Genomic DNA, 13,625 nt, shown 5'->3' with positions numbered 1-13,625 from the left:
AAAAAGGCCAGGCACCCCCTCACGACATTGGCCGTTTTCGATTGACCAAAGGAGCTAAACCGGTGAAGAACTCGCTGACGTTCACCCCGTTATTCCTCGCGATTGCAGCAACGATCGTCCCCCTTGCCCACGCGGCAGACTCGCCCCCCGCTGACGGTTTCGTCGAAGGCTCAAGCCTCAAGATCAATACCCGCAACTACTACATGAACCGCGACCGCCGCGACATTCACACCGATGACAGCAAAGAATGGGGCCAGGGTTTTATCGGCACCTTCGAATCCGGCTACACCCAGGGCACCGTCGGTTTTGGCCTGGACCTCAATGCCATGCTCGGCCTCAAGCTCGACGGCGGCGGCGGCACTGACGGTTCCAGCATCCTGCCTTACGGCAGCGGCAACGGCAAAGCCCCTGGCTCGTTCTCCACCGCTGGCGGCACCTTGAAAATGCGCGCCTTCGACACCGAGCTCAAAGCCGGCGACCTGTTCCTTAACAACCCGGTGATCGCCGGCGGCATGACTCGCATGTTGCCGCAGACGTTCCGGGGGGTGAGCCTGGCCAACCACAGCTTCGACGGCTGGATGCTCGAAGGCGGCCAGGCGAGCTTTACCAAGCTTTACAACCAGAGCGGCCACCGGCGCATCGGCACCAGCTACGGCACGTTGCCCGCCAACGCAGACAGCCAGCACCTGAACTGGGCCGGTGTGTCCTTCAGCGGCGTTCCGGGCCTGACCAGCAACCTGTACGCCTCCGAACTCAAGGATGTGTGGCACCAGTACTACTACGACCTGGACTACACCTACGCACTGAACGACCTGGTCAGCCTCAACCCGGGCCTGCACTACTACCACACCCAGGACACCGGCCAGTCGTTGCTGGGCAGCATCGACAACAACACCTACAGCCTACATTTCACCGTGGGTGTGGGCAACCACAGCCTCACCGCCGCGTACCAGCGGGTCAACGGCAACACACCGTTCGACTACATCACCCAAGGCGACAGCGTGTACCTGGACAATTCCCAGCAATACTCGGACTTCAACGGCCCCAACGAGCGCTCGTGGAAGCTCAAGTATGCCTACGACTTTGCAGGCCTCGGCATGCCGGGGCTGACGTCCGCCGTGTCGTATATCAGCGGCAAGACCGACCTGACCAAGGTCGACCCCAACAGCCGTGGCTACAGCGCCTGGTACAGCGCCGACGGCAAAGACGCCAAGCACTGGGAACGCGACATCGACTTGAAATACGTGGTGCAAGGCGGCAAAGCCAAGGACCTGGCCGTGCGCCTGCAGTGGGCAACCAATCGCGGTGGCAATGGCTACTCGGCGGTGGACCGGGATGTGGATGAATACCGCGTGATTGTGGATTACCCGATCAACGTGTTCTAGGCCTGAATCTGCCTGACGATGAAGAGCTGATGTGAGAGCTGGCTTGTGTGGGAGCTGGCTTGCCTGCGATAGCATCGCTGCGGTGTTGCAGATGTACCGAGGTGTCTGCATCGCAGGCAAGCCAGCTCCCACGCCAAACCTGCGTTTGCCTACTACGCTATTGGCATCCTCGAAGCAGAAGTACGCCCGATGAGTCCAAGTCTCAACCGACCCACCCGTCGCCCGGAACGCTTGTTGATCCTGGGCAGTTGCCTCACGGTGTTCCTGATCGTGGCGATCGTCACCGCGCTGCTGATTCGCGAACATGCCAACACCTTGCAGACCGCCAAGCGCACCGCCAATAACATCACCCAACTGATCGACGCCGATGTGCTGCGTAACGTCGAACTCTATGACATGGCCCTCAAGGGCCTGATTGCCGCCACCGAACGCAGCGACCTGCAGGGAGTGTCCGCCAGTATCCGCCATCTGGTGCTGTTCGATCGCTCGGCCGCCGCGCCCTTCAAGGGCGACATTCTGCTGCTGGACCCCAGTGGTGAAGTGATCGCCGACTCCTCACTGCTCACCCCCAAGACCGGTAACTTCGCTGATCGCGACTATTTTCAGGCACACCGCAGAAACCCTGAGCAGGGGCTGTATATCAGCCGCCCATTCCTGGCCCGTTGCGTGTGTGATGACCAGTGGCGCATCGCATTCAGCCGCCGCGTGTCATCGCCGGACGGGCGCTTTCTGGGCGTGGCGGTGGCCTCGATGCGTCTGTCGTACTTCCAACAGTTGTTCAGCGGCCTGAACATCGGAAGCAACGGCACCATCAACCTGATCAACCACCAAGGCATCCTGCTGGCGCAACAACCGCTGCTGGAAGCGGACATGATCGACAAGGACTTGAGCCAGCGCCCCAATGTCGCGCGCATGCTGCGTGAACGCGATGGCAGCTTTCATGGCGTCTCTAGCGTCGACAACCAGCCACGGCTGTATAGTTTTTCGAACGTGGGCACCTTGCCGTTAATTGTCGCGGTGGCGTTGTCCAGCGATGAAGTGTTTGCCCCATGGCGGCGCGCAGCGTGGTTGGTCAGCATGGCCACGGGCGTGTTGTGCATCGGCCTGTTGTGGCTCACCTGGATGCTGAGCAAGGAACTGCGCCGCCGCCATCGCGCCGAGCAAGTGCTGTCAGAACTGGCAGCCACCGACGCCCTGACCGGCCTTGCCAACCGCCGCACTCTGGACCAGCGCCTGCGCCTGGAATGGGACCGCGCACAACGCTCGACCGAGCCGCTGAGCCTGCTGATGATCGACGTGGATCACTTCAAAGCCTTCAATGACCTGCATGGCCATCGAAGCGGTGATGAAGCATTGCGCGCAGTCGCCCAAGTAATCGAAGACAACATCCGCCGACCGGCCGACTTGGCGGCGCGCTACGGTGGCGAAGAGTTTGCGGTGGTGCTGCCGCATACCGATGCCAAGGGCGCCTGGTTGATTGCCGAACATATCCGCAGCAGTGTCGAGCATTTGCCACGGGGGGCCGGTGCCGAAGGGCCGATTACGGTGAGTATCGGTATGAGCACGTGGCAAAAACGCAGCCGCATGTCCCTTGAGGACTTGCTGCTCAATGCCGATCAGGCGCTGTATGAGGCCAAGCACACCGGGCGCAATCGCATTGTCGAGGCCGCGGCCCGCCAGGTCTGATCGGCGCTCGGGGCGTGGTAACGATCGGCATAAAAAAAGGCCACCCGAAGGTGGCCTTTCAAAACTAAAGAAAGAGAGTTGTTACTTACACCGCCGCAACGGGACGCATGTAAGAGATCGGTGCGGTGCTGGCATCTTCGAAGGTCACGACTTCCCAAGCGTCTGTCTGCTCAATCAACTTGCGCAGCAGCTGGTTGTTAAGGGCGTGGCCCGACTTGAAGCCTTTGAACTCGCCTATCAGGCTATTGCCCAGCAGGTAGAGGTCACCGATTGCATCGAGGATCTTGTGCTTCACGAATTCGTCTTCATAGCGAAGGCCGTCTTCGTTCAGTACACCATCCGCGTCGACCACAATGGCGTTTTCAACGCTGCCGCCGAGTGCGAGGTTGTGCTTGCGCAGGTACTCGATGTCACTCATGAAACCAAAGGTACGGGCGCGGCTGACTTCTTTTACGAACGAAGTGCTGGAAAAATCCACGCTTGCACTTTGGGTGCGGTCACGGAATACCGGGTGATCGAAATCGATCTCAAAGCTCACTTTAAAGCCTTCGAACGGAACGAAGGTGGCGCGCTTGTCGCCGTCTTCTACTGTCACTTCCCGCAGAATGCGAATGAACTTCTTGGCTGCGTCCTGTTCTTCCAGGCCGGCAGATTGAATCAAGAATACGAAGGGTCCAGCGCTGCCATCCATGATCGGGACTTCGGACGCGGAGAGCTCGACGTAGGCGTTATCGATGCCCAGGCCAGCCATGGCCGAGAGCAAGTGCTCCACCGTGTCCACTTTGACGTCACCGTTGACCAACGTGGTCGACATCGTGGTTTCGCCAACATTTTCCGCGCGAGCAGGAATCTGCACCACAGGGTCCAGGTCGGCACGAACAAACACGATGCCGGTGTCGACAGGTGCAGGTTTGAGAGTCAGGTATACCTTCTCCCCGGAGTGCAGACCTACACCTGTGGCACGGATAATATTCTTCAGGGTGCGTTGTTTAATCATGGCTTGGACCGCTTCAGCGCAAATTGCGAACTGGTATCAACAAAGGCTGGCGATAATAGCAGACCAGACCTTTGCTGAACACCAATCACCTTCATAGCCCTGATACATTCCATTAATCGGCCTGACGACGCAAGAATGCCGGGATGTCCAGGTAGTCCAGATCATCTTGCGGATTCAGGCTACGGGACGCCGCAGCACCGGCCTGAGCCTGGTTGCGCATCACGGTCGGACGGTCCAGGTCACGGTAGTTCACAGACGGCAGTTCCTGGCGCGCAGGCGCTGGAGCGGCAGCTTGCTGGCTGGCGTGGCTGTTGTGGCTGGTATGAACGGTATTGTCGATGACCTTCACAGGCTTCTCGATTTTTGCGCCCAGGCCGGTCGCAACCACGGTCACGTGCAGTTCATCGCGCATGTCCGGATCAATAACGGTACCGACTTTGACCATGGCGTGCTCGGAAGCGAAAGCTTCGATGATGCTACCCACGTCGGAGTACTCACCCAGGGACAGGTCAGGGCCGGCGGTGATATTCACCAGGATGCCGCGTGCACCTTGCAGGTTCACGTCTTCGAGCAACGGGTTGCGGATCGCCGCTTCAGTGGCTTCGCGTGCACGGTTCGGACCGCTGGCGCAGCCAGTGCCCATCATCGCCATGCCCATTTCGCTCATCACGGTACGCACGTCGGCAAAGTCGACGTTGATCATGCCTGGGCGCTTGATGATGTCGGAGATACCGCGAACGGCACCGGCCAGTACATCGTCAGCCTTGGCGAACGCGGACAGCAGGCTGGCGTCCTTGCCCAGGATGGTCAGCAGCTTCTCGTTGGGAATGGTGATCAACGAGTCGACGCTTTCAGACAGCAGACGGATACCTTCGTCAGCGATCTGCATACGCTTGCGACCTTCGAACGGGAACGGACGCGTCACGACAGCAACGGTCAGAATCCCCATTTCCTTGGCCACTTCGGCAATGATCGGGGCTGCACCGGTACCGGTACCGCCGCCCATGCCGGTGGTGATGAACACCATGTTGGTGCCTTGCAGCACTTCAGCAATACGCTCGCGGTCTTCCAGCGCGGCTTGACGGCCGACTTCCGGGTTGGCGCCAGCGCCGAGGCCCTTGGTCACAGCTGTGCCCAATTGCAGGATGGTCCGCGCGCCGATGCTTTTCAGCGCCTGGGCATCAGTGTTGGCGCAGATGAATTCAACGCCTTCAATGTTGCTCTTGACCATGTGATTGACAGCGTTGCCGCCGCCACCGCCAACACCGATTACTTTGATAACCGGGCTTGCGGGGATGTTGTCTACGAGTTCGAACATGTTCCCTCTCCTTTCGTTTTCTCTAGTTTTTTCGCCTACTACTTACTGCGGTGTTGCGGTAAATCTTTAGAAATTGCCTTTTACCCAAGCCTGCAGCCGCTCGAACAACGGCGCTTTGGCTTCGTCGTCGCCGCCACGGTAGCTGTCACGGATGCTCGGGCCCGACAGGGAAATGCCGTCGGTCTGCTTTTGCAGCCCGTACAACAGCAAGCCCACACCGGTGGAATAAATCGGGTTGCGCACTACGTCGCCCAGGCCTTTGACGCCATGGGGCACGCCCAGGCGCACGGGCATGTGGAAGATTTCCTCGGCCAGTTCGACCGCGCCTTCCATCTTCGAGGTGCCACCGGTCAGCACGATGCCGGCCGGGATCAAATCTTCATAGCCGCTGCGGCGCAGTTCAGCCTGGATCAGGGTGAACAGCTCGTCGTAGCGTGGCTCGACCACTTCGGCCAGGGCCTGGCGCGACAGTTCGCGCGGTGGACGGTCGCCCACGCTCGGCACCTTGATGGTTTCACCGGCACCGGCCAGTTTGGCCAGGGCGCAGGCGTAGCGAATCTTGATTTCTTCGGCGTACTGGGTCGGCGTACGCAGCGCCATGGCGATGTCGTTGGTGACCTGGTCGCCCGCAATCGGGATCACGGCAGTGTGACGGATCGCACCTTCGGTGAAGATCGCGATGTCGGTGGTGCCGCCGCCGATGTCGACCAGGCACACGCCCAGCTCTTTTTCGTCGTCGGTGAGTACCGAGTAGGCCGAGGCCAACTGCTCAAGAATAATGTCGTCGATTTCCAGGCCGCAGCGGCGCACGCATTTTTCAATGTTCTGTGCGGCGTTGACGGCGCAGGTCACCACGTGAACCTTGGCTTCCAGGCGCACGCCCGACATGCCCAGCGGCTCGCGCACGCCTTCCTGGTTATCGATCACGTAGTCCTGCGGCAGGGTGTGCAGCACGCGCTGGTCAGCCGGGATCGCCACGGCCTGGGCGGCGTCGAGTACGCGCTCAAGGTCGGCCGAGCTGACTTCACGGTCGCGAATCGCCACGATGCCGTGAGAGTTCAGGCTGCGGATATGGTTGCCGGCCACGCCGACGAACGCCGAGTGAATCCGGCAACCGGCCATCAGCTGCGCTTCTTCAATGGCGCGCTGGATCGACTGCACGGTGGACTCGATGTTCACCACCACGCCCTTCTTCAGGCCCCGGGACGGATGCGTGCCGATACCGACGATTTCGATCACACCGTCTTCCCCGACCTCGCCAACCAGCGCCACCACCTTGGAGGTGCCGATATCGAGACCGACGATCATTTTTCCGCTTTGCACGTTTGCCATGGGTCCTGCCTCTTCTTAATTCTTCGCGACAGCGGGTTTGGCTGTCGTCGGCGCAGCTGGTTCACGCCAGCCGACGGCCAGGCCGTTGGCGTAACGCAGGTCGACGCTCGCAATGTTCGTAATCTGTTCTTTCAAGGTCTTGTCATAGATGGCAATAAAGCGGCGCATCTTTTCCACCAAGCGGTCGCGTCCCAGCAACAACTCGATGCCCGGGCCGGAACTGCCTGCCCCGGTGGTCAAAAACCAGCTGCCCCGCTCACGCAATTCCAGGCGTGCGATGGAGAAACCCAATGGCCGCAGCATCTGGCTCAGCGCCTGGTACTGCTGCATCACTTGCTGCTGCGCCCGCTGCGGCCCGAACAGCTGCGGCAGGTGCTCATAGTTGGCCACCTCACGCGGCGCAAACGCCTGGCCCTGGTTGTTCAACAGCGCGCCATCACCCCAACGGGCCACGGGCAGTTGCTCTTCCAGGCGAATCGTCACCTGGTCCGGCCATACACGACGCACTTCGGCGTGAGCGATCCACGGCATCTGTTCCAGCTCTGCGCGCATGCCCGCCAGGTCGATGGTAAAGAAGCTCGCCGCCAGGTACGGGCCGATGCGCTGCTGTACCGCTTGCTGGCTGATGTAGCTCAAGTCGCCCTGCACGCTGATCTTGTTGATCGGCCGGTCGGCATACGGCAACAGGCGTTGTGCGCCCTCGTAAGTGCCGAAGCCCAACGCCACCAGCAACACCGGCCAGAACAGCGCTTTGAGAAAACCAAAGTTGGCTTTCGGCAGGCGCGCCGACATCGGCTCTTTAGCCACCATTCGGCTGGCACCTCGGGGCACCGGCTTGCGGCTGGGCACTGGAGGCTGCTGATGACGAAGCGATGCGCCGTTCATGGGGTTAGCCTCTTGGCTCAATGCTTGCGGCCAGGATCGCCAGCACTAACTGCTGGAAGTCCAGACCGGCAGCACGGGCTGCCATAGGTACCAGGCTGTGATCGGTCATGCCCGGAGCGGTGTTAACTTCAAGGAACCAGAAATTCCCTTGGTCATCCTGCATCACGTCTGCCCGCGCCCAACCGGCGATACCCAGTGCCTCACAGGCTTTCGCCGTGAGGTCCATCAATTCCTGTTCCTTGGTTGCGTCGAGGCCACACGGGATCCGGTACTGAGTATCGGAAGCCACGTACTTGGCGTCGTAGTCGTAAAAAGTGTGGGGCGTGCCCAATGCGATAGGCGGTAATACCTGGCCACGCAGGGTGGCGATGGTGTACTCGGGACCCTGGATCCACTGTTCCACCAACACTTGCGAATCGTAGGTACTTGCCGCTTTCCATGCGTCGATCAATTCGGCGGCCGAGTTCACTTTGGCCATGCCGATACTGGAGCCTTCATGGGCAGGTTTGACGATCAAAGGCAGGCCCAGTTCCTTGGCTGCAGAAATACAATCGTCTTCGCTGCACAGCACGCTGTGACGCGGGGTTGGAATACCCAGGCTGTGCCACACCTGCTTGGTGCGCAACTTGTCCATGGCCAGTGCCGACGCGAGGATGCCGCTGCCGGTGTAAGGAATGCCCAGGCACTCCAGCAAGCCTTGCATGCTGCCGTCTTCACCACCACGGCCGTGCAAAATGATGAAGGCACGGTCGACCTTCTCGGCCTGCAAGCGGGCGAGGAAATCGTCGCCCACATCGATTCCGAATGCATTTACGCCGGCGCTTTGCAGCGCTTCGAGCACGGCATTGCCGGACTTGAGCGAGACTTCGCGCTCAGCGCTTTTACCGCCGAACAACACGGCCACGCGGCCGAAGTCGGCAGGCGTGATGGTCGAGAACAGGGAGGCGTAGTCAGTGATCATCTCGACTTCCCCTTCGCAGCCGCAAACAGCGGGCTGGCGAGCAGCTTGGGCGCAAGGCCACCGATATCACCGGCGCCCTGGCACAGCAGGATGTCACCGGCACGCAGCAGCGGCTTGACGATCGGCGCAAGGTCCACACCGCGTTCGATGTAGATCGGGTCCAACTGGCCGCGCTGACGGATGCTGTTGCACAGCTTGCGGCTGTCGGCGCCCGGAATCGGCTCTTCACCGGCCGGGTAGACTTCCATCAGCAGCAGCACGTTGGCATCGGCCAATACATTGACAAAGTCGTCGTACAGGTCGCGGGTGCGGCTGTAGCGATGCGGCTGGTACACCATCACCAGGCGGCGCTCCGGCCAGCCACCACGCACGGCTTTGATAACGGCTGCAACTTCAGTTGGGTGGTGACCGTAGTCGTCCACCAGCATCACGTCGCCGCCTTCTACCGGCAGTTGGCCGTAGACCTGGAAGCGCCGGCCAACACCGGCAAAACGCGACAGGCCTTCGACGATGGCCTCATCGCTGACGCCTTCATCGGAGGCAATGCAGATGGTCGCCAGCGAGTTCAATACGTTGTGATTGCCCGGCATGTTCACCGACACGTCCAACGGCTCGCGGTCAGGGCGCAGCACGGTGAAGAAGGTTTGCATGCCTTCCTGGCGCACATTGATCGCGCGCACGTCGGCGTCTTCGCTGAAGCCGTAGGTCACGGTTGGGCGTTTGACCGATGGCAGGATCTCACGCACCACCGGATCGTCCAGGCACACCACGGCCAAACCGTAGAACGGCAGGTTGTGCAGGAACTCGACGAAGGTTTTCTTCAACTTGTTGAAGTCACCGTCGTAGGTGGCCATGTGGTCTTCGTCGATGTTGGTAACGACAGCGACCAGCGGCTGCAGGTGCAGGAAGCTCGCATCACTTTCATCGGCTTCGGCGATCAGGTAACGGCTGGTGCCGAGCTGGGCATTGGTGCCGGCTGCATTCAGGCGGCCACCAATCACGAAGGTCGGGTCCAGGCCACCGGCGGCGAACACCGAGGCGATCAGGCTGGTGGTGGTGGTTTTGCCGTGCGTACCGGCCACGGCAATGCCATGGCGATAGCGCATCAGCTCGGCCAGCATCTCGGCGCGTGGCACCACTGGAATACGGCGCTCAAGGGCGGTGGCCACTTCCGGGTTGGAGGTGTTCACGGCGCTGGACACCACCAGCACGTCAGCCTCGGCGGCGTTCTCGGCGCGGTGGCCGATGAAAATCTGCGCGCCAAAAGACTTGAGGCGATCAGTGACCGGCGACTCTTTCAAGTCCGAGCCGGACACCTGATAACCCAGGTTCAGCAGTACTTCGGCAATCCCGCACATGCCCACGCCGCCGATGCCGACGAAGTGGATACGACGGATGCGGCGCATTTCGGGCTGCGGCATGGCTTTCTGATTCTCAACCATGGGCCACCTCCAGGCAGATATCGACCACGGTGCGGGTTGCGTCAGGTTTAGCCAGGCGGCTTGCGGTGCTCGCCATGCTGTTGAGTCGTTCCGGTTGCATCAAAACCTCGGTCAGGCGTGCGGCCAAATCGGCGGCGCCAGTCGTTCTTTGCGGCAGCAGGAAGGCAGCGCCCTCCCCGGCCAAATATTCGGCGTTGCGGGTCTGGTGATCGTCGATGGCGTGGGGCAAAGGCACCAGCAAGGACGGCAGACCGGCGGCGGCCAGTTCACTGACGGTCAGCGCACCAGCGCGACAGACCACCAGGTCGGCCCAGCCATAGGCATGGGCCATGTCTTTGATGAAAGGCTGTACGTTCGCCTCGACACCGGCCTCGCGATAGCGGGCAGCAGTGATTTCATCGTGGTTTTTACCGGCCTGGTGGAACACTTCGGGACGCAGGTCCACGGGCAGCAGCGCCAGGGCTTCAGGCAGCAATTTGTTCAGCGGCTCGGCGCCCAGGCTTCCGCCCAGGATCAGCAAGTGCGGCTTGCGCCCTTCCAGCGCCTGACGAGCAATGGCCATGAACAGTTCGGTACGCACCGGGTTGCCGGTGGTACGCAATTTGTCCGAGGCGCCGAAGGTCTTCGGGAAGGCTTCGCACACTCGGCTGGCCAACGGCACCAGCAGGCGGTTGGCCGTACCGGCGACGGCGTTCTGTTCGTGCACGATCACCGGTACGCCGGCGAGCCTGGCGGCAACACCACCCGGGCCGGTCACATAACCACCGAAACCGAGCACGCACACCGGCTTCAACTCACGAATCACTTTGCGCGCCTGCCACACCGCCTTGAGCAACACGAACGGTGCCTTGAGCAGGGACAACTTGCCCTTGCCACGCAAGCCGGTGACGTTGATCAAGTGCAGTGGCAAGCCGGCATTCGGGACCAATTCGTTTTCGATGCCACGTGGCGTACCGAGCCAATGCACGGTGTAGCCACGGTTCTGGAATTCACGCGCGCACGCCAGGGCCGGGAACACATGGCCCCCGGTGCCGCCCGCCATGATCAGCACGTTAGCGCCCATGGTTCGGCTCCTCGGCAAAATCGCTCTCGCTGAATTCCATCTCTTCGCTGCCCAGGTGAGTACGGCTCTCCCACTCGATGCGCAGCAGCAAGCCCAGGCACACGCAGCAGATAACCAACGAGCTGCCGCCGTAGCTGAGAAACGGCAGGGTCAAACCCTTGGTCGGCAAGCGACCGATGTTTACCCCGATGTTGATCAGCACCTGACCAATCCACAAAAACGCCAAGCCGTAGGCAACATAGGCTGCGAAAAACTGCTTGGCTTTCTCGGCCCAGAGACCGATGTAAAGCGCTCGCACGCAGACGAACATGAACAGTGCAACGGTGCACAGCGAACCCACGGCACCGAGCTCTTCGGCAAGCACGGAGAACACGAAGTCGGTATGCGCTTCCGGCAGGTAAAACTGCTTTTGCACGCTATTGCCCAGGCCCACACCCAGCCATCCGCCGCGACCAAAGGCGATCAGCGCCTGGGTCAACTGGTAGCCGGAGCCGAACTGATCGGACCAGGGGTCGGTAAAGGTAATCAGGCGCGCCATACGGTACGGTTGTGCTTCCACCAGCAGGTAAACCGCGACTACCGCCAGCACTACCATCATGGCGAACCGGAACAAGCCCACACCGCCGAGGAACAACATCGCTGCGGCCGCGCCCATCATTACGACGGTGGCACCGAAGTCCGGCTCCATCAGCAACAGGCCAGCCATGGGCAGCAGCACGATGAACGGCTTGAAGAAGCCCATCCAGCTTTCGCGCACTTCTTTCTGGCGACGGACCAGGTAACCGGCGAGGTAGATCACCACGAACACCTTGGCGATTTCCGACGGCTGCACGTTAAACGCACCGAAGCCGATCCAGCGCATCGAACCGTTCACCTCACGGCCGATGCCGGGCAGGATCACCATGATCAACAAACCAAACGCGCCGATCAGCATCAGCCAACCCAGGCGCTGCCAGGTGGCGATGGGGATCATCATGGTGACGATGCAGGCGCCGAGGCCAATCACCAGGTACACCAGGTGACGGATCATCATGTACAGGGTGTTGCCCGACTGCACCGCGGCCACTTCCGAAGACGCCGAAGTGATCATGACCAACCCCAGGCCCAGCAGCGCCAGGCAACCGGCGAGCATCGGGAAGTCGAGGTCGATACCACGACCGGTGATGATCGGCGATGGGTACGGCTTGATGATATTTCTGAAATTCATGCCAAGGCCTCCACGGCGCGAGCGAACAGCTGGCCGCGCTCTTCGTAGTTCTTGAACATGTCGAAACTGGCGCACGCCGGCGACAGCAGCACCGCATCTCCCGATTGGGCCAGGGCCTTGCAGTGGGCAATAGCATCGTCCAGCGAGGTGGCGCGCACCTGCGGTACAGCGTCGCCCAACGCGGCGGCGATCAAGTCCGAGTCACGGCCGATCAGCACCACGGCGCGGCAATGAGCAGCCACCGGGCCTTTAAGGTCTTTGAAGTCGGCCCCCTTGCCGTCGCCACCGGCGATCAGCACAAGCTTGCCGTCGATATCAGCGCCGAGCCCTTCGATGGCAGCCAGTGCGGCCCCCACGTTGGTGGCCTTGGAATCGTTGTAGTAGCTGACGCCATTGAGGTCGCGCACCCACTGGCAGCGATGCTCGAGGCCGCCGAAGGTGCGCAGGCTCGACAGCATCGCATCAAATGGCAGGCCGACGGCGTGCCCCAACGCCAAGGCCGCCAGGGCATTGGATTGGTTGTGCGCGCCACGGATTTTCAGCTCGCGCACCGGCATCAGGTTCTCGAATTCGAAGGCCAGGTATTTCTCGCCGTTCTCTTCGCGAATGCCGAAGGCTTTGAAATCAGGTTTGCCCAGGCCAAAGGTCCAGCAAGGCATGCCTTCGCCCATCAGCGGACGGCTCAGGGCATCCTGGCGGTTGACCACAAATTGCCTGGCACCACGGAAAATCCGGTGTTTGGCCAAGTGGTACGCCGGCAGGCCGCTGTAGCGGTCCATGTGGTCTTCACTCACGTTCAACACGGTGGCGACTTCTGCCCCCAGGTCGTGGGTGGTTTCGAGCTGGAAGCTCGACAGCTCCATCACGTACAACTCGATATCGTCACTGAGCAGGTCCAGCGCCGGCGTGCCGAGGTTGCCGCCCACGGCCACGCGCTTGCCGGCCGCAGCCGCCATCTCGCCGACCAGGGTGGTCACGGTGCTTTTCGCGTTGGAGCCACTGATGGCCACGATCGGTGCCTTCGCGTGACGCGCAAACAGGTCGATGTCGCCGGACAGCTTCACGCCACGGGCTGCAGCGGCTTGCAGGGCCGGTGTCGCCAAGGCCAGGCCGGGGCTCACGTAGAGCTCGTCGGCACGGCACAGAAACTCGACATCCAGCTCGCCACAACGCACTTCCACGTGCGGGTAGTCACGGCGCAGCGTGACCAGCTCCGGTGGATTTTCCCGCGTATCGGCCACGGCAAACGACGTGCCCCGGTTCGCCAGGAAGCGAACCAGGGACATGCCGCTCTTGCCGAGGCCGACAACGATGCGGAAGTGGTCTGAAGCGATCAGGGACACTCGTTT

The 13,625-nt window shown here is 61.2% G+C and carries 11 protein-coding genes; 2 read left to right on the top strand and 9 right to left on the bottom strand.

All coding sequences use genetic code 11. The annotated features are described in order from the left end of the window. Nucleotides 1–62: 62 nt before the first annotated feature. Nucleotides 63–1,385 carry an OprD family porin gene (locus tag PSH96_RS04915; protein WP_305457836.1) on the top strand — a complete coding sequence of 441 codons (1,323 nt, stop codon included), beginning with the start codon at nt 63–65 and terminating at the stop codon, nt 1,383–1,385. 189 nt (nt 1,386–1,574) lie between these two features. Continuing rightward, on the top strand, nt 1,575–3,071 hold the full coding sequence (locus tag PSH96_RS04910; protein ID WP_305457834.1) for a diguanylate cyclase: 1,497 nt from the start codon (nt 1,575–1,577) through the stop codon (nt 3,069–3,071). 85 nt (nt 3,072–3,156) lie between these two features. Here the strand turns inward: PSH96_RS04910 and lpxC are convergent, their stop codons facing one another. From lpxC to murD, 9 genes are all read right to left on the bottom strand, one after another. Next, on the bottom strand, nt 3,157–4,068 hold the full coding sequence (lpxC, locus tag PSH96_RS04905) for a UDP-3-O-acyl-N-acetylglucosamine deacetylase (protein WP_003171886.1): 912 nt from the start codon (nt 4,066–4,068) through the stop codon (nt 3,157–3,159). A 112-nt stretch (nt 4,069–4,180) separates the two neighbouring features. After that, nucleotides 4,181–5,386, bottom strand: a complete 1,206-nt coding sequence (ftsZ, locus tag PSH96_RS04900; protein WP_056858975.1) for a cell division protein FtsZ — start codon at nt 5,384–5,386, stop codon at nt 4,181–4,183. A gap of 66 nt (nt 5,387–5,452) precedes the next feature. Continuing rightward, nucleotides 5,453–6,718 (bottom strand): cell division protein FtsA, encoded by a 1,266-nt coding sequence (gene ftsA, locus PSH96_RS04895; protein ID WP_017138181.1) that lies wholly within the window; start codon nt 6,716–6,718, stop codon nt 5,453–5,455. Nucleotides 6,719–6,733: 15 nt separating this feature from the next. Further along, a complete protein-coding gene (locus PSH96_RS04890) occupies nt 6,734–7,603 on the bottom strand; it encodes a cell division protein FtsQ/DivIB (RefSeq protein WP_305457833.1) in 870 nt (289 codons plus the stop codon). 4 nt (nt 7,604–7,607) lie between these two features. Beyond that, nucleotides 7,608–8,564 carry a D-alanine--D-alanine ligase gene (locus PSH96_RS04885; RefSeq protein WP_305457832.1) on the bottom strand — a complete coding sequence of 319 codons (957 nt, stop codon included), beginning with the start codon at nt 8,562–8,564 and terminating at the stop codon, nt 7,608–7,610. After that, nucleotides 8,561–10,006, bottom strand: a complete 1,446-nt coding sequence (gene murC / locus PSH96_RS04880; RefSeq protein ID WP_305457830.1) for a UDP-N-acetylmuramate--L-alanine ligase — start codon at nt 10,004–10,006, stop codon at nt 8,561–8,563. Before murC ends, PSH96_RS04885 begins: the two co-directional genes overlap by 4 nt. After that, nucleotides 9,999–11,069, bottom strand: a complete 1,071-nt coding sequence (gene murG, locus PSH96_RS04875) for an undecaprenyldiphospho-muramoylpentapeptide beta-N-acetylglucosaminyltransferase (RefSeq protein WP_056858978.1) — start codon at nt 11,067–11,069, stop codon at nt 9,999–10,001. Before murG ends, murC begins: the two co-directional genes overlap by 8 nt. After that, nucleotides 11,059–12,276 (bottom strand): putative lipid II flippase FtsW, encoded by a 1,218-nt coding sequence (gene ftsW, locus PSH96_RS04870; protein ID WP_056858979.1) that lies wholly within the window; start codon nt 12,274–12,276, stop codon nt 11,059–11,061. Before ftsW ends, murG begins: the two co-directional genes overlap by 11 nt. Further along, a complete protein-coding gene (gene murD, locus PSH96_RS04865; RefSeq protein ID WP_305457828.1) occupies nt 12,273–13,619 on the bottom strand; it encodes a UDP-N-acetylmuramoyl-L-alanine--D-glutamate ligase in 1,347 nt (448 codons plus the stop codon). Before murD ends, ftsW begins: the two co-directional genes overlap by 4 nt. Nucleotides 13,620–13,625: the final 6 nt, after the last annotated feature.

It is taken from the genome of Pseudomonas sp. FP2338, assembly GCF_030687515.1.
Classification (GTDB): Bacteria; Pseudomonadota; Gammaproteobacteria; order Pseudomonadales; family Pseudomonadaceae; genus Aquipseudomonas; species Aquipseudomonas salomonii.
The sequence above is the reverse complement of the archived record's forward strand: the minus strand, read 5'-3'. Positions and strand labels throughout refer to the sequence as shown.

What these genes read in the sequence shown, in the direction of transcription:
- PSH96_RS04910 (WP_305457834.1), top strand. Translation starts at nt 1,575, where the DNA reads ATGAGTCCAAGTCTCAACCGACCCACCCGTCGCCCGGAACGCTTGTTG.
- lpxC (WP_003171886.1), bottom strand. Translation starts at nt 4,068, where the DNA reads ATGATTAAACAACGCACCCTGAAGAATATTATCCGTGCCACAGGTGTA.
- ftsZ (WP_056858975.1), bottom strand. Translation starts at nt 5,386, where the DNA reads ATGTTCGAACTCGTAGACAACATCCCCGCAAGCCCGGTTATCAAAGTA.
- ftsA (WP_017138181.1), bottom strand. Translation starts at nt 6,718, where the DNA reads ATGGCAAACGTGCAAAGCGGAAAAATGATCGTCGGTCTCGATATCGGC.
- PSH96_RS04890 (WP_305457833.1), bottom strand. Translation starts at nt 7,603, where the DNA reads ATGAACGGCGCATCGCTTCGTCATCAGCAGCCTCCAGTGCCCAGCCGC.
- PSH96_RS04885 (WP_305457832.1), bottom strand. Translation starts at nt 8,564, where the DNA reads ATGATCACTGACTACGCCTCCCTGTTCTCGACCATCACGCCTGCCGAC.
- murC (WP_305457830.1), bottom strand. Translation starts at nt 10,006, where the DNA reads ATGGTTGAGAATCAGAAAGCCATGCCGCAGCCCGAAATGCGCCGCATC.
- murG (WP_056858978.1), bottom strand. Translation starts at nt 11,069, where the DNA reads ATGGGCGCTAACGTGCTGATCATGGCGGGCGGCACCGGGGGCCATGTG.
- ftsW (WP_056858979.1), bottom strand. Translation starts at nt 12,276, where the DNA reads ATGAATTTCAGAAATATCATCAAGCCGTACCCATCGCCGATCATCACC.